Raw genomic sequence first — 16564 nt, 5'->3', positions numbered from 1 at the left:
CCGCCTCCCCCAGGGGGCGACGGGCCGTCAAACGGGTGCAATCCGGGCGTAGAGCGCCGGGCGGTGTCAGCAGGTGTAGCCGTCGCGGTCCGCGTCCAGGCGCAGCGGGTCGCTGCCGTTCACCTTCATCCGCTTCGGGAACCGGTGGTCGGCCAGCCACGCGCAGCGGGCCTCGGTCGTCTTCCTCACCTCCGCCGGGAAGGTGCCCGGTACGCACACGCTGGCCGTTCCGTAGTGCCGGTCACAGCCGGCCACGGTGGGCGCGACCGGCGCCGCGTCCCGCCGCGCGGGGTTGGGCGTGGGCGCGGCGAGCCTGTCGGCGAAGGCGTGCTCGTGCGGTGCGGGCAGCTGCCCGGCCGCGGCGGCCGCCGCGAGCGCGGGCGCTCCGCCCAGGTGGACCCAGGTCGCGACCGACGGGACGCCGTTCGCGTCGACCCCGAAGAGCATGTACCAGCCGGGCGGGGCCAGGTTGGGGTTGCTGGTGACGTTGAGGTCGACGGTGGTGCCGTTGACGACCGTCATCGGCAGGTCCACGAACCGCTGGTTGGGGTCGGAGGAGTGGGTGACCGCCGCCGGGCGGATCAGTTCCGCCTTGGCGATCGGCCGGTCGACGGTGATCCGCTGCGTGTCCCCGTACACCCACTCGGTGTCGATCACCGAGGTGAGCTTCGGGCGCGGTCCCTTGAACAGGTAGGGCGGGCTGTAGACGGACACCGCGTGGTTGTAGGTGCCGTTGCCCGGGTTGTCGCCGACCGACATGACCCGGCCGTCGGGGAGCAGGAACGCCCCCGAGTGGTAGGTGCGCGGGATCGGGTCGGCGGCGAGGCCCGCCTGGTAGGTGTTGGCGGCGGGGTCGAAGAAGGAGGCCTCGAAGACCGGGTCGGCGCGGTCGTGGAGGCCGCCGCCGGTCTCCAGCACCTTCCCGTCGGGCAGCAGCACGGCGGAGACGTACATCTTGCCCTCGGCGCCCGTCTGCGGACGCTTGCCCGTGCCGGTGTCGACCAGGCCCTGGGGGAGGTCGGGGCCCGCGGTGTAGGCGGGGCTCGGCTTCTTCAGGTCGATGATGTCCGTGAGCCGGTTGGCGGCCGGGTTGGTCTCGTTGTTGCCGCCGCCGATGGTCAGGACCCGCTGGTCCTGGGCCGGTGGCAGCAGGACGCTCGCCGACTCGTCGCGCTGGTCCTTGTTCCGCAGTCCGGGCACGTCGGTGATGGTGTTGGCGTCGTAGTCGTAGACCGAGGCGCCGGAGCCGGGCGTGCCGTTGCCGAAGGTGTGGCTGCCGGAGTAGAAGAGCCGGCCGTCCTGCATCAGGATCATCGACGGGTACAGGCCCCAGTACGACCAGGTCTGGTTGACCTCGTTCATCGGCAGCCACTTGCCCTGCGCCGCCGAGAACCTCTCCGCGGTGACGTTGCCCGTGGAGTCCTCCTTCAGCCCGCCGAAGGAGATCACGTCGCCGTTGCCGAGGATGGTGGCGGACGGGTACCAGTGGCCGCCGTTCATGTCGTTGGTCCTCGTGTACTGCTCGGTGGCCGGGTCGAAGACGTACGAGTCCTTCAGGCCCTGGTAGCCGATCGTGCCGTCGGCGGACGGGTAGCCCTTGTTGCCGCTCATCACCAGCACCCGGCCGTCGGCCAGCTGCACGTGCCCGGAGCAGAACATGTCCACCGGCGTCGGGATCGTCCTGACGTTGCCGGTCACCGGGTCGTAGACGGCGGAGGTGAAGGTACCGGCGTTGAACTGGGAGATGTCGTTGCCGGAGCCGGCGATCAGCAGCACCTTTCCGTTCCTCAGGACGACCGCGTGCATGGAACGCACCGGGTTCCGGGCCGCCATCACCTCCCACTCGCCCTTGGCGCACTGCTCGGCGGTACCCGTGCAGGCGGGCTGGGGCACGGGTGCCGCCACCTCCTCCAGCGCGTAGTCGTCGGAGGTGAGGCTGCCCACCCCGTAGACCGACAGGCCCCACGCGATCTTGTCGGTGTTCGGCGGGACGGCGGGCGTACGGACTTCCGTACGCGCCCACGCGGCGCTGACCGGCGGGTTCTGCAGGTCGGTCCAGTACTGCCAGCCCGTGGTGGTGTCGTGGCGGAACACCGTCACCGACACGTCGGGGGTGTTCGACTTGTACCAGGCGGACAGGTCGTACTGCCTGCCCGGCACCACGGTCGGGGCACAGGCGGTGTTCTCGGTGACCAGGGCCTTGCGGTCACCGCTGACGCGCCGGGTGAGCGAGACCTTCATGGCCTTGGTGCCGCTGTGGGCGTCGGCGACGGTGGCGAAGGTGAAGTCGTTGTCGCCCCAGCCCGACCTGGACCAGCAGGACGGCATGTCGGAGCCCGCCGCGCCGGCGGTCTCGAAGCCCGGGTTGGTCAGCAGGTTGGGCGGTCCGGCCGTGGCCTGCTGGGGTGCGGTCAGGAGGAGGCAGGCGGTCATCGCGCCGACGGCGAGGAGGGCGGCCCGGCGCCCCGCCCTCCGTCGGATCTTCCTACGCATACGCGGTTCCTTTCGGTGCGGCTCAACTCCTGGCGGTGCGCGCCGCGCGCGGCCCGCGCGGCAGGTAGACGAGCGCTTCGGTGGCGGCGAAGCGCAGGACGAAGGTGGTGGCCAGCGCGAGGGCGGTCGCCGGCAGCACGTCCATGCCGAGGCGGCCCACGAACAGCGCGATGAGCGGGATGCGCAGCAGCAGGTCGGCGTTGGCGAGGAGGGCGAAGCGGCCCAGGCGGTCCGCCCAGTGGCGGTGGCGGCGCCGGTCGCGGAAGAGCAGGGTCTCGATGAGGAGGAAGTTCCACAGGACCCCGGCCTGGTTGGCGACGGCCTCCGCGACGAGGTACTGCATCCCGGCGCGGGTGAGCAGCCAGAGCGCCAGCAGGTTGGGGACGAAGCCGGAGAGCCCGATCAGCCCGAAGCCCACCATCCGGGCCAGGCGGTTCGCGGAACGCAGGACCGCCAGGTGCGTCAGGAAGCGCAGCCCTTCGCGGGCGGTGGACTTCGACTCCCCGGCGAAGCGGTCCTGGAAGACGAAGGGGACCTCGGCGCGCCGCTCGGGGCGGCAGCGGACGGCGAGCTCCAGCAGGATCTTGTAGCCGAGCGGCTGGAGCGCGGCGCTCGCCACGACCGTCCGCCGCATCGCGAAGAAGCCGCTCATCGGGTCGCTGATGCCGCGCAGGGCCCGCGGGAAGAGACCTTTGGCCAGCCAGGTCGCACCGCGCGAGACGGCGACGCGGTAGCCGCCGGCGAGCCCGGCCCGGCTGCCGCCCGGCAGGTAGCGGGAGGCGACGACGAGGTCGGCACCCGTGCGCTCGCCCTCGCCGACGAGTTCGGGAACCAGGTGGGGCGGGTGCTGGAGGTCGGCGTCCATGACCACGATCCAGTCGGACCCGGCCCGTTCGATCCCGGCGACGACGGCCCCGCCGAGGCCCCCGTCCGGGCTCTCGCGGTGCAGGACGGACACCGGGAAGGGGCAGTCGGCGGCCGCCTTCTCGATCACGGCGGGGGTGTCGTCGGTGGAGTCGTCGACGAACAGGACCTCGAAGGCCGGCCGGCCGGGGACGGCCGCGCTCAGCCGGCCGAGCAACTCCCGTACGTTCCCGGACTCGTTGCAGGTCGGAACGATCAGGGTGACGCTCCCGCCGGCCGCCACCGGCGGAGCGTCGACTTCCGGATCGTTCAGGGCGTGCGGGGGCCACGGGTCCTCGCTCATGGTGGTTCAGCTCCCACTCTCGCGGTCGGTGCGGCGGATCTCGATACGGTCCTCGCCCGTACCGAAGACGGCGACCGCGGTCGAATGCTCGAGAGCAGCCTTCACGTTGGGCAGGTCCACCGCGTCGCGACGCACGGTGGGCGAGGAGACCACGTAGTCGATGTCCCGCCAGCCGCGCGGCAGGGTCCTGGTGACGGCTGGGTCGAGGTCCGCCTTGTAGAACCAGATGGCCCCGTCCCCGGGGGCGAAACCGCGGTGGACGGCGTCCAGCCAGAGCGCGTCGTCGAGGAGGACGCGGGTGTTCGCCGGATCGGCGACCTCCCGGCCCAGCCAGGCGGCGGCCTGCCGGTAGGGGCCGTTGGCGTCGACGGTCAGGGCGGTGCGGTTGCCCTCGTACCAGCGCGGCAGCACGTACGCGGCGGCCGCCACGGCGAGGACGCCGACCAGCGCCCGGCGCGCGTACACCACGCCCCTGCGCTCCCCCGGCGTACGGCGGCGGCGCAGCACCGCGTGCGTGACACTGGCCGCGCCCCCGGCGAGGACCAGGGCGAGGAACGGCAGGGCCTGGATCACGTACATCGCCGGAAGGTAGCCGGAGGGACGCATCGCGACCACGGCCAGGATCACCGCGGCCAGGGCCGGCCCGGCCAGCGCGCGGGCGGTCACCGACCACCGGTGGGTCGCCAGCAGCAGCACGGCGCCGGCCAGCCCGCCGAGCGGCAGGACGGTGTCGTAGTACAGCCAGGACCGGAAGACCCCGTTCGAGCCGGAGCCGGGATCGAGGATGAAACCGGAGCCGGGGCGGCTCATCTGGTAGGTGATGCCGTCGATCAGGGAGACGTGCCCGTCGCCCGGCAGCAGCTCGTTGTTGAGCAGGGCGTACAGCGGGTACGAGAGCCCTATCAGCGTGCAGGCGGTGACCGCCCCGGTCACGGCGAACTTGCGGGTGTCGCGGTGGCTGTGGCGCCACATCGTCACCAGCAGCGCCGGGAGCACCACCAGCATCGTCTCCTTGGTCAGGACGGCGGTGGCCGCCGCCAGCCCCGAGCCGAAGTGGTGCCACAGGTGGCGTCTGGGGGACGCGGCGAGGCAGAAGGCCAGCAGCATCCACACCACGGCGAGGTTGTCGAGGAAGATCTCCCGCTGGAGGACCACCGACAGCGGGGACAGCCCGAACAGCCCCATCGCCAGTCCCGCCGCCCAGCGCGGCAGCCACAGCCGGCGCGCCAGGACGTACATCAGCACCGAACCGGCGCCGGACACCGCGAGCATCGAGAAGCGCATCGGCGCGACCGTCATCCAGTCGGGCACGAAGAGGGAGGGCAGGTACGTCAGTGCGGCGACCTGGATCCAGCCGAGCGGCGGGTGGTCGTACCAGTACGTGTAGTGGGCCAGCCCCTCGCCCTGCTGGACGGCCCACGCCTGGGCCAGGTAGGTGCCCTCGTCGTCGCTGAGCGTCGGGAAGCCCGTGATGTTCCAGCCCTGTACGAGGAGGATCACGAGCAGGACGGCGCCGCAGAGCAGCAGGTCCGGGCGGGAGGAGCGGAAGCGCACCATCGGGCGCGCGGGAGCCGCCGGACGCGCTCCGGAGACGGAATCGGAACCGGAGCCGGCGTCGGAGCCGGAGCCGACGTCGGACCCGGTGCCGGAGCCGGGCGGGCGCCGGACGGGCAGCAGCTGGGCGGCGGCCGTGGCGTCGGCAGGCTGGGGATCAGTGGCCGTGGGCAGGGTGGCGGTCACTGGAGGCTGTCCTCTCGGCTCGCGGTGGCGGAGGTCAGATGGGCGCCGGTGTGGCTGGTCAGCTCCCACTCGTTGCGGCCGCGCTGCTCGCGCCAGACCGCACGGATCGCGGCGCCCGCCAGCATCACCTGGTAGAAGGGGCCGCCCACGATGAGCTTGACGTAGTGCGCGAAGCGCACCCGCAGGCCGTACTGGCGGCCGAAGTCGTGCAGGCCGACGATCTCGAAGACGAAGGTCACCATCGCGGTGATCATGGGGAGGAAGGTGATGACCGCGATGCCGACCGGCACGTCGAGGAAGACCGCCACGGCGAAGTTGACCGGGATGATCACCCCGGAGGCCGCCTGCATGAAGGGGGTCATCAAGGTGTAGCGGGCCAGCCAGCGCTGACCCCGCCCGGGCAGCTGCTGCCAGTCCTTCTTGCGGTAGACCTGGAGGAAGCCCTGGTTCCAGCGGGTGCGCTGCTTCAGCAGGCTCATCAGCGAGCCCGGGGTCTCCTCACGGGTGACCATGTCGGAGTCGTAGGCGACGACCACCTTCTTGCCCACCGAGGACAGCCGCACGCCCAGGTCGCAGTCCTCCGCGAGGCAGTTCTGGTCCCAGCCGCCGACCTCGCGCAGCACCCCGGTGCGCACGAAGACGGTGTTGCCGCCTAGCGGGATGAAGCCCTTCTCGGCGTGCAGGTGGAGACGGGAACGGAACCAGAAGAAGTACTCCAGGCAGTTGCGCAGGCTGTACCAGCTGGAGTGGAAGTTGATCAGCTGCACCCCGCCCTGGACCACGTCCGCGCCCGTGGCGCGGAAGGCGTGGTCGACGTGGGTGAGCAGCTCGGGGTGGACCTGGTCCTCGGCGTCGAAGACCCCGACGATGTCGCCCCGGCAGTGCGGGAGGGCCGTGTTCAGGGCCTTCGGCTTGTTCTTGGTCTCGTGGTGGTCGACGACGACCCGTACGCGCTCGGGCGCGCCGGCCGCGGCGCGGGCGGCCACCGCGGCCGTCTCCGGGTCGTCGTGGCCGACGATGACGATGATCTCGTAATCGGTGTGGCTCGATTCGAGCAGCCGGTCGATGGTGTGTTCCAGCACGGCCTGCTCGTGACGGGCGGGCAGCAGCAGCGAGAAGGCGAGCCGGCCCCCGCCGTCAGGGCTGTCGAAGCGGGTCGAGGCCAGCGTCTCGGGCGTGCGCCAGGCGTGCATCTGCCACCACAGCGTGAACGCGGCCATCCAGAAGAGCGCCAGAGAAATGGCGGAAACAAAGACAGAGGTGAGCAAACCGTCCCCCACAGACAAGCCGCAACCCCAGGCGGCGACCGAACCCCGGAGGACGGCCCGGCCCCCCGGCCCGCCGCCTCCGCTTCCCCCCACGCGCGCACCCCCCAGTGCGCGATCTCGGTTACTCCCGGAGACACGAGACTAGGCAGCGAGGATGAAGGTCAGGCGCCGCACGAATAAAAACCACATTTCCAAGTGGTCCCAGCGCAACCGGAATTGACGCCACTCCGCCCCAATCAGGGGCGTACCACGCCCAACTGCTCGGCCAACTCGACCGGTTCGGTCGTAGGCCGCGCGCAGACGAAACGTCGGCACACGTACGCCGTCGGAAGGTCGCGCACCAGTGTGCGCTCGGCCAGAAGGGGGAACTCCCCGCCACTGCCGTCGGCCGTGCGCGGCGGCCCGACCGCCACCACCGCCCCCGGAGCCGTCCCCAGCAACGCCGTCCGGTGCAGCGCGGCCGTCGCCGGATCCTCCGGATGCCCCACCACCGCCACCTCACGCGGCCCGTCGACGAGCGCCTCCGCGACCGCCAGCCCGTGCCCGATGAAACGCGGGGCGCGCGGCCCGAGCGCGTGCACCACCCCGAGCGCCCGCTCCGCCGCCTCCCGGTGGGGCCGCGACCCCGTGTGCGCGGCGTACGACAGCAGCGCGCCGGCGGCCGCCGTCCAGCCCGAGGGGGCGGCCGTGTCGGTGGGGTCCTGCGGCCGGCGGATCAGCTGCTCGGCGTCGTGCGCGGTGTCGTACAGCGACCCGTCCTCGGCGGTGAACCGCGCCATCACCAGGTCGACGAGGAACCCGGCGAACTCCAGCCACACCCCCTCCCCCGTGACGGAGGCCAGCGCGAGGAACCCCTCGGCGACGTCCCCGTAGTCCTCCAGCACCCCCGCGTTCGCGCTGGCCATCCCGTCCTTGCTGGTCCGCGCCAGCCGGGCCCTGCCGTCCATGTGCACCCGCACCAGCAGGTCGGCGGCCTCGATGGCCCGCTCCACCAGGTCCGGCCGCTCGAAGAAGGCCCCGCACTCGGCGAGCGCCGCGACGGCCAGCCCGTTCCAGGCGGCGACGACCTTGTCGTCCCGCCCCGGCGCGGGCCGCAGGGCCCGGGCCGCCAGCAGCCGCTCCCTGACCGAGGCGATCCGCTCCGCCTCCACCGCCGGCCCGGCCGGCGGCAGTTGCAGCACCGACTTGCCGTGCTCGAAGGTCCCCTCCTCGGTGACCCCGAAGTACGCGGCGGCGAGGGCCCCGTCCTCCTCCCCGAGCACCTCGGCCAGCTGCGCGGGCGTCCAGGCGTAGTACGCCCCCTCGACGTGCCCGCCGGTCAGCGGATCCTCACTGTCGGCATCGAGCGCCGACGCGAACCCGCCCTGCTCGGTGCGCAGCTCCCGCACCATGAAGTCGGCCGTCTCCAGCGCGACGCGCCGCGCCAGATCGGACCCGGTGGCCCGCCACAGGTGCGCGTACACCCGGCACAGCAGCGCGTTGTCGTACAGCATCTTCTCGAAGTGCGGCACGACCCACTCCCGGTCCACGGAGTACCGCGCGAACCCGCCGCCGAGCTGGTCGTAGATCCCGCCCCGCGCCATCGCCTCACAGGTGTCGGCGGCCATCTGCAGGGCCCCCTCGGACCCGGTCCGGGCGTGGTGGCGCAGCAGGAACTCCAGCACCATGGACGGCGGGAACTTCGGCGCCCCGCCGAACCCGCCGCGCACGGCGTCGTACTCCCGCGTCAGCCCTAGCAGCGCCTGCCCGAGCTCCTCGGGCCCCGGCAGCCCGGCCTTCCCGTAGTCCAGCTGCCGCCCGGCCAGATCCCGCACGATCCGCTGCGCGACCTCGGCGACCTCCTCCCGCCGCCCGTCCCAGGCGGCCCGCACGCCTTCGAGCACCTGCGTGAAGGAGGGCATCCCGTGCCGGGGCTCGGGCGGGAAGTAGGTACCGAAGTAGAAGGGCTCGGCCCCGGGCGTGAGGAACACGGTCATGGGCCACCCGCCCTGCCCGGTCGCCGCCTGCACGGCCTCCATGTAGACGGCGTCGATGTCGGGGCGTTCCTCGCGGTCGACCTTGATGTTGACGAAGTGCTCGTTCATGTAAGCCGCGATTGCTTCATCTTCGAAGCTTTCGGAGCTCAAAACGTGGCACCAGTGGCACGCGGAGTAGCCAACGCTCAGCAGCACGGGTACGTCCCGCTCCCGCGCTTCCGCGAACGCCTCCGGCGACCAGGGCCACCAGTCGACGGGGTTGTCGGCGTGCTGGAGCAGGTACGGCGAGGTTGCGTGCGCGAGGCGGTTCGACATACTTCCATCCTGCATCACTCACCGGTGCCCGGGTGGTGGCGAGGCCGTCACGCCGCCGTTTCGGCCGCCCTGATGCGATCAGCCCACTTCCACACGGGAACAACGCGGGAGTGGTCCCAGGCGGCGCAGCCCTTCCTTCCCGGCCTGACCACGAGGTGGGTGAAGATCGAAGCGATCACCTTCCGCTCCTCCTCGAATGACATCTCCCCTGACTGCCATCGCAAGCGGATCGGCTCCGGCAACCGGACCCGACCCGGCTCTCCGACGGGGAAGAGCAGCCTCTCGATGGCTTCCTCCGCCAGCGGCCCGCTGATGGAGCACCGCCCGCAGCCACGGCCCGAAGGACAGATGTAGCTGTACGGGCTCTTCCGGCTGGCGCTCCTGCCGCCGCCCATGAGCTGATCACACGTCCCGCCCTCCAGCTCCGCCCCACAGCGCAGGAACCCGCTGGCGACGTACTTCGGACCGGCCTTCCGGTCGGTCAGTCGTGGGCTGAGCGGGCCCCGGTGCATGTACAGGCTCCCGGCCGAGAACGTCGCGCAGACGGCCGTCCACTCTTCAGGGGTCACGATGGCCTGCCAGCTGCCGGTCAAGGGCTGGTCCGTAGCCGGGTCGATGAGCAGCTCGCCACGATTGGCCCGGAAGCCGCACACCCTCGGGGACGTGATGATCTGCGTGACCGTCTGCGGGTTCGGGCGCCCGCCACGGGTCCCGGTGACACCCATTGCGGCCCATTCGCGCGCCACCTGCCCCGTGGACCCGCCGGCTATGCGGTGCTCGATCGCCTTGCGGACCAGCTCCGACTCCACCGGGTGCAAGGTCCGCCGGTCCTCCAGCCACCCGAAAGGGCGCGGTCCGCTGTGCGGAAGGCCGTCCATGGCCCGCGACCAGTGCCAGTCCTGGACCCGGCGACTGCGCGCCTTCCCCTCGGCGGCCGCCCCCTCGAGCGATGCGGCACCCTGCAGGAGACCGGCCTTGCCGTACGGGTCGCGCAGGCCGTCCCGGGCGACGTAGACGCGTCCGGGCTGCGAAGTCAGCGCCGCCATGAAACGGATGAAGTCCTCGGCCCTGCGGTACAGGCGGTCGTCCGCGACCGCGACGACACCCTTGAGCGGTCCGGCTGTGAAGGCATGGCCGCGGTGCAGGTCGGCCAGCAGGTGGTCGAACGCCGGCCGTTCCCGGTCGTCCTTCGTCGCACCGCGCGCACTGTCGGTATAGGTGGCCACGACGACGCAGCCGTGCTCCCGGGCGGTGCGTTCGTTGATGCGGTGCTGGTTGCGCACTCCGCGGGCGTCGCCTTGCCGTGAGTCCTGCGAGGTGCGTGCGTACGAGGCGACCGGGATGAGGCCGCCTGCGGTGGTGTGCGGCATGGGGTCCATGGCGCGCTCCCCCCTCGAGAGTTCGTCCGATGATCGATCCAACGAACGAACCAGTGGGCCGGTTACGGACCGGGGGCCGCGGGGTGCCGGAGGAGGGGGGCCAGGGCTTGGGTCCAGGTGTCGCGGACGGTGGGCCAGGTGGGGGTGCAGGCGTGGGTGCGGGGGGCCGGGTCCGGGTGGCGGTCGGGGGCCGCGCCGTGCAGCAGGCAGAGGTGGGCGGCCGCGCGGGCGGCGGGCGGGGCGTGCTCGTCCGGGCCGGGGTCCGCGGGCGGCGACAGCCGGTACGCCTCGGCGGCGGCGCGCAGGGCGCGTTCTCCCCGCGGGCCCTCGCGGATCAGCATGAACGCGGCGAAGCGGTCGGCGGCGTCCTCCTCCGCCCGGTCGGAGGCGACGGGCAGCCCGAGGAGGTCGATGAGGGCGTGGCCCGCCTCGTGGTGGACGGTCTCGGTGGTGACGTCGGCGGCGGCTTCGTCGTCGCCCAGGAGGGCCCGCTCCTCCGCGAGGTCGTCGTAGCAGAGCTCTATGCGGCGGGCATCCGGGTCGTAGCCGGTGCCCTCGCCCGCGCAGGAGCGGGCGAGGACGGTGACCCGGGCCGGGAGGCGGAGGTAGGCGTTGAGGGCTTCGACGGCCCGTTCGACCGGCCTGCGGGAGCGCAGCAGGGCGGCGTGGTCCTCGTCGGGCCGGTCGGGGTCCTCGTACCGGATGACGAAACCGGGGGCCGGCGGCTCCTTCCCGCAGCCGGACGAGGCCGCGAGGAGGGCCGCGCACAGGGCCAGGGCCGTCCAGCGCGGGGTCATGCGGCCAGCCTAGGCGTACATATATGCACGCGGATGTCCGTCGACGCTCCAACTCCCTCTGAAATAGCTCAGATTCCTCGCGCTGCACCCTGTCCCGCAGGACACTTGGCGCACGTTTCCGGAGCTCTCCGAGGAGGATGCCGATGCGGGACAGCCATCGTGTCGAGGCCGAACGGGTGCTGGCCCGGGCCGTCGAGGAGGAGGTCCGGCGGGCGGGGGCGGGGGACCGCGAGGCGCTGTTCGCGCGGGGGCGGGAGGCGCTGGACGGGATCGCGGCGGCCGCCGGGGAGGAGTACGCGGCGTACGTGGCCGCCCTGGACGAGGCCGCCGCCGGCGAGCGGTCCCTCGGGGAGGCCTTCCGGCGGGGCAGCACCGGGGCGTCGCTGTTCGTGTCGGGGGTCGCGGCGGCCGCCGCCGTCGGGGCGGACCTGGCCTTCGGGGTGGCGGCGGGGACGGCGGTCAGCGCGGGCGTCGTCGTGGGCGTCGCGGGGGCGGCGGCGACGGTGGCCACGGTGACCGCCCTGCACGTGCCCGCGGCGAACCGCCGGGCCGGGGCCGCGGGCCGCCCGGGCGGGCCGGAGCAGCTGCGGCTGCAGTGGCTGACGGCGCTGGAGGTGCGCGGGATCCGGCCGTTCCTGGAGCGGGCGGTGGCGGCGGCCGCGGTGCGGGGGCCGTCGCGGTCCCGGGCCTCCGCCGGCGGCGGGGCCGTCAACGGCAGCGGCGGCGTGGCGCCGCTGCCGCGCGGGGGTGACCGCAGCGCGGAGGCCCGGCGGCGCGGCATGCTGGAGCAGTCGTTCGGGCAGCTCCCGGACGCCGACGCGCTGTTCACGGGCCGGCGGGCGGAGCTGACCCGGATCGCGCAGTGGGTGGGTGCGGCGCGGGCCAGTACGGAGACCCGGCCGGTGGTGGTGGTGCTGCACGGCGAGCCGGGGGTGGGGCGTACGGCGCTGGCGCTGCGGGCGGCGCACGCGCTGCGGGACCAGTTCCGCGGGGCGTGCGTGGTGGATCTGCGGGGCGGGTCCACCGGCGCGGGCGAGGCGCCGCTGTCGACGCGGGAGGCGTTGCTGCACCTGCTGAACCGGCTGGGGGCGCCGCGGGAGCAGCTGCTGTTCCGTGAGGGCGCGTCGGCACAGTCGCAGGTGCGCCGGCTGACGGAGCTGTACCACCAGCACCTCCAGGGGTCGCCGGTGACGGTGGTGCTGGACGACGCGGTGGATCCGGAGCAGGTACGGGCGCTCGTGCCGGAGCGCTCGGAGAGCCTGGTGCTGGTCACGGCCAGGGAGCCGCTGGAGCTGCCGGAGGACCTGGCGGCGTGGACGCACCGGCTGCCGGTGGTGCGGCTGGCGCGGGAGGAGGCGGCCGGGGTGCTGCGTGCGGGGGCGCGGGCGGCGGGTGAGGCGGCGCCGGAGGGGGTGGCGCTGTCGGGGCTGCTGGAGCTGGGGGCGGGGCTGCCGCTGGCGCTGCGGGTGCTGGCTCCGCTGGGGTCGGCGCGGGCCTCGGACGGTGGTGGGGGCGGGGGTCTGGAGCACGCCCTGGAGCTGGCCTACGTACGGCTGCCGGAGGAGCGGCGGCGGCTGTTGCGGCGGCTGACGCTGGCGGGGCGGGCTTCGCTGGGGGCGGCCGCGGCGGCGGCGCTGGCCGGTGCGGAGCGGGTGGAGGCGGGGCGGCTGCTGGGGGAGCTGGCGCGGGCGGGCCTGCTGGACCTCGTGCGCGGGGAGCGGTACCGGATGCACGACGCGGTGCGCGCGTACGCGGCGGCGCGGCTGGCGGCGGACGAGGAGCGGGCGGAGGCGGCGGCCGCGCACGAGCGGCTGATCCGGGACTACGCGCGGCTCGCGGACTCGGTGATCCGGATGGTCGACGGGAAGATGTCGACGCGGTCGAACACGGTGCTGAGGTCGGACGCGGTCGGGGGGCACGGTTTCGGCTCGCTGGACGCGGCGCTGCGCTGGCTGGACGACGAGTCGAGCTTCATCACGGCGGCGCTGCGGCATTCGGAGGGGGTGGACCAGCAGGCGGTGCTGGATCTGCTGGGGGCGTTGTGCGATTTCTGTCTGCTGCGCGGGGACCTGTACCGGCTCGGGGAGATCAACGAGCTGACGCGGGCGGTGGACCGGGGGCGGCTGAACCGTTCGGTGCAGTGGCGTACGGGGATCGCGGCGCGTCAGCTGGGCGAGCTGGACAAGTCGCGGACGACGCTGACCTCGCTGGTGGACCAGTACCGGGAGGCCCGGCAGGAGGCGGGCGCGGGGATGGCGCTGGTGTCGCTCGGGATCACGCTGCACCATCAGGGCAATCTGCCGGAGGCGGCGGCGCGGATCCGGGAGGCGCTGGCGTTGCAGGAGCCGCAGGAGCTGGCGGGTGACCGGGCGTGGGCGCTGCACGCGCTGGGGGCGGTGGAGCGGGACCGGGGGCGGCTGGCGGAGGCGCTGGAGCTGCTGGAGCGGTCGCTGGTGCTGCACCGGGAGAGCGAGAGCGTGCACGGTGAGGCGTGGGCGCACTTCCAGCTGGGGCAGGTGTACCTGCGGACGGGCGGGGTGGCGCGGGCGGAGCAGGAGCTGCGGCTGGCGCTGGAGCTGTACGGGCGGACGCGGGACGACCGGGGTCAGGCGTGGGCGCTGACGCAGCTGGGGCGGGCCCGGGTGGTGGACGGGGATCCGGAGGGGGCGCTGGAGCGGCTGCGGGACGCGTTGGCGCGGCACCGGGTGGCGGAGGACGCGCGGGGTGAGGCGTGGACGCTGTACTACCTGGGGCAGGCGCTGGAGGAGGCCGGTGAGCGGGACCGGGCGGTGCGGGAGCTGGAGCGGGCCCGGACGATGTTCTCGCGGATGCGGGACGTGTGCGGGCTGGCGCACGCCCGCTACCAGTCGGGCCGGGTGACGCGGGACCAGCGGGCGGCGCAGACGGGGAACCTGCGGAACTCGGGTTTCGCGCGGCAGCTGCTGGTGGACGCGCGGGCTGATTTCCGGCGGATCGGGCTGGCGCACGGGGAGGCGTGGACGTGCGTGGAGCTGGCGGTGATCGACGCGGGGAACGCGCGGGCGGCGCAGGCGGTGGGCTTGTGCGAGGACGCGGTGCGGCTGTTCGTGTCGTACGGGGACCGGCGCGGGGAGGACTGGGCGCGGTTCCTGCGCTGCACGATGCTGCCGTACGCGGGTGGGGGTGACGCGGTGGTGGAGGAGGCGCGGGCGGAGCTGGGCCGGCTGGTGGCGGCGCCGCACGCGCTGCGTGACGGCCGGCTGGAGGACTGCCTGGAGACGTACGGGGTGGTGCTGGCGCGGGGGGCGGACCCGGCGGAGGGCTGGCAGGCGTGGCGGCTGGGCCTGGTCCCGGGCCTGCGGGCGCGGGAGGTGATGGGGGTGGCGGTGCCGGAGGCGTAGGGGCGGGCGCGGGGGCGCCGTACCCGCGCGGGGCCGGTGCCGGAGGTGCAGGCGCACGCGGGGCGCCGTACCCACCGGAGGTGCAGGCCCACGCGCGGGGCGCAGTACCGCCGGGGCGTAGGGGCGCGCGCGGGGGCGCCGTCCCGCCCGGGTGTGGGGCGGGACGGCGCTGTCGCGCCGTGCGCGGGGTCCTAGGCCTTGGGGGCGTCGGCGGCCGGGGTGGCGGCGGCCGGCTCGGGGGCTTCCTGGAAGTCGACGCGCCCCATGTGCTTGCTCATCGACTTCATCAGGCCCCACACGCCGAGGGCGAGGGCGGCGAACACGACGAACCCCAGGAGTCCGGGGGTCACCTTGTTCTTGTCGAAGGTGTCGGCGGCCAGCGGAAGGAGCTGGGTGACTGCGGCCTGCGTAGCGCTCATGGCTACACATTCTCCCGGATGCCCGCGAAGAGGTCGGACTCGGGGAGGGAGGTGTTGACGAGCGACTTGGCGAGCTCGTACTCCTCGGTGGGCCAGACCTCCTTCTGGATCTCCATCGGGACGCGGAACCAGCCGCCGTCCGGGTCGATCTGCGTGGCGTGCGCGATGAGGGCCTTGTCGCGGATCTCGAAGAAGTCGGAGCACGGGACGTGCGTGGTGAGGGTGCGCTCGGTGCGCTCGAACTCCTTCCAGCGCTCCAGCCACTCGCCGTAGGGGGATTCCAGGCCGCGGGCGAGGAGCGCCTCGTGGAGGGCGATGGTGCGCGGCTTGTTGAAGCCCTGGTTGTAGTAGAGCTTCTGCGGCTGGTACGGGGCGCCGTACTCGGCCTCGGGGTACTTCTCGGTGTCGGCCGCGCCGTCGAAGGCCACCATCGTGATCTTGTGGGTCATGATGTGGTCGGGGTGCGGGTAGCCGCCGTTCTCGTCGTAGGTGGTGATGACCTGCGGCTTGAAGGCGCGGATCTTCTTCACCAGCTCGCCGGCGGCCTCGTCCACGTCCGCGAGGGCGAAGCAGCCCTCGGGCAGCGGCGGCAGCGGGTCGCCCTCGGGGAGGCCGGAGTCGACGTAACCGAGCCATTCCTGCTCGACGCCGAGGATCTCGCGGGCCTCGTCCATCTCCCTGGCCCGCACCTCGTGGATGTTCTCCTCGATGTACTTGTCGCCCTGGAGCTTGGGGTTCAGCACGGAGCCGCGCTCGCCGCCGGTGCAGGTGACCACGAGCACCGGCACCCCCTCGGATACGTACTTGGCCATCGTGGCCGCGCCCTTGCTCGACTCGTCGTCGGGGTGGGCATGGACGGCCATCAGTCGAAGCTGCTCGGTCAAGACAGGATCCTCTGCGATTCGGCGCGACGGTCAGCCTCTATATTGACCGAATCGGGGGAGGGAAAATTCCTGGCTGTGCCACCCCTTCCCGACGAGAGGATTCGATCATGAGCGCGGTGCGCGAAGGGCTTCCCGAGGGCCGGTACGGACGGTCGGCGGACGAGCGCGCGGACCGGAAGCTGAAGGTCGTCGGGTCGCTGCTCGGGGTCGGGCTGCTGGCCGTGGTCGGCTGGATCGGCTGGGACTACGTCGGCGGGCAGAGCGTCAGCGCCGAGGTGATCAAGTTCCAGATCGTCTCCGACAGCGAGGTCCAGGTGCACCTGGAGATCCGCAAGGAGGCCTCGGTCACCGGTGTGTGCACCCTGAGTTCCCAGGACGAGGAGCACGGCGAGGTGGGCCGTGCCGACTTCACGTTCGGGCAGGCGCAGGAGCGGGTGGACGAGGTGGTCACCCTGAAGACCACGGGCCGCGCCACGATGGTGGAGCTGGTGGGCTGCCAGCCGGCGGGCAGCGCCGGCTGAGACCCGCGGACCCTGCGCGGACCCGCACCGCGCACCCGTACCGCATGGCCTGCGGAAGCCCGGGCCCGCCGCGACTCCGGTCCGCGGAAACCCGGGGCCGGACCCGGCGCCGCGTCTTTGATCATGACCATGCCCGTTGCCTAGCATGTGCACGCCATCCCCCGTGCCAGGTCCAGCCGACGGAA

General features: G+C 73.0%; 11 protein-coding genes. 2 read left to right on the top strand and 9 right to left on the bottom strand.

The window, feature by feature from the left end:
• Positions 1-66: 66 nt before the first annotated feature.
• The 7 genes from ACZ51S_RS12540 to ACZ51S_RS12510 all read right to left on the bottom strand — a co-directional run bounded on the left by ACZ51S_RS12540 (position 67) and on the right by ACZ51S_RS12510 (position 11175).
• Positions 67-2493 (bottom strand): galactose oxidase-like domain-containing protein, encoded by a 2427-nt coding sequence (locus ACZ51S_RS12540; RefSeq protein WP_468960685.1) that lies wholly within the window; start codon positions 2491-2493, stop codon positions 67-69.
• A 22-nt stretch (positions 2494-2515) separates the two neighbouring features.
• Complete coding sequence (locus ACZ51S_RS12535; protein WP_468884565.1) at positions 2516-3700, bottom strand: glycosyltransferase; 1185 nt, start codon at positions 3698-3700, stop codon at positions 2516-2518.
• A 6-nt stretch (positions 3701-3706) separates the two neighbouring features.
• Positions 3707-5440, bottom strand: coding sequence for an ArnT family glycosyltransferase (locus ACZ51S_RS12530; RefSeq protein ID WP_468960683.1), 1734 nt, complete (start codon positions 5438-5440; stop codon positions 3707-3709).
• Positions 5437-6708: a glycosyltransferase gene (locus ACZ51S_RS12525; protein ID WP_468960681.1), complete on the bottom strand. Its 1272-nt coding sequence runs from the start codon at positions 6706-6708 to the stop codon at positions 5437-5439. Before ACZ51S_RS12525 ends, ACZ51S_RS12530 begins: the two co-directional genes overlap by 4 nt.
• A gap of 236 nt (positions 6709-6944) precedes the next feature.
• Positions 6945-8999, bottom strand: a complete 2055-nt coding sequence (locus tag ACZ51S_RS12520; RefSeq protein ID WP_468960679.1) for a thioredoxin domain-containing protein — start codon at positions 8997-8999, stop codon at positions 6945-6947.
• 47 nt (positions 9000-9046) lie between these two features.
• A complete protein-coding gene (locus tag ACZ51S_RS12515) occupies positions 9047-10378 on the bottom strand; it encodes a recombinase family protein (RefSeq protein WP_468960677.1) in 1332 nt (443 codons plus the stop codon).
• Between the two features lie 62 nt (positions 10379-10440).
• Positions 10441-11175, bottom strand: a complete 735-nt coding sequence (locus tag ACZ51S_RS12510) for a DUF4344 domain-containing metallopeptidase (RefSeq protein WP_468960675.1) — start codon at positions 11173-11175, stop codon at positions 10441-10443.
• A gap of 143 nt (positions 11176-11318) precedes the next feature.
• Here ACZ51S_RS12510 and ACZ51S_RS12505 point away from each other — a divergent pair, with 143 nt between their 5' ends.
• Entirely contained in the window at positions 11319-14555 is a 3237-nt protein-coding gene (locus ACZ51S_RS12505; RefSeq protein WP_468960673.1) for a tetratricopeptide repeat protein, read from the top strand.
• Positions 14556-14746: 191 nt separating this feature from the next.
• Here ACZ51S_RS12505 and ACZ51S_RS12500 read toward each other — a convergent pair whose 3' ends face one another.
• Positions 14747-14974: a hypothetical protein gene (locus ACZ51S_RS12500; RefSeq protein WP_388934380.1), complete on the bottom strand. Its 228-nt coding sequence runs from the start codon at positions 14972-14974 to the stop codon at positions 14747-14749.
• A gap of 2 nt (positions 14975-14976) precedes the next feature.
• Positions 14977-15858 carry a mycothiol conjugate amidase Mca gene (mca, locus tag ACZ51S_RS12495; protein ID WP_388934382.1) on the bottom strand — a complete coding sequence of 294 codons (882 nt, stop codon included), beginning with the start codon at positions 15856-15858 and terminating at the stop codon, positions 14977-14979.
• Between the two features lie 107 nt (positions 15859-15965).
• Here mca and ACZ51S_RS12490 point away from each other — a divergent pair, with 107 nt between their 5' ends.
• On the top strand, positions 15966-16379 hold the full coding sequence (locus tag ACZ51S_RS12490) for a DUF4307 domain-containing protein (protein WP_468475494.1): 414 nt from the start codon (positions 15966-15968) through the stop codon (positions 16377-16379).
• Positions 16380-16564: the final 185 nt, after the last annotated feature.

It is taken from the genome of Streptomyces sp. NPDC034043, from assembly GCF_055575675.1.
This window is presented reverse-complemented; position numbering and strand designations above follow the sequence as displayed.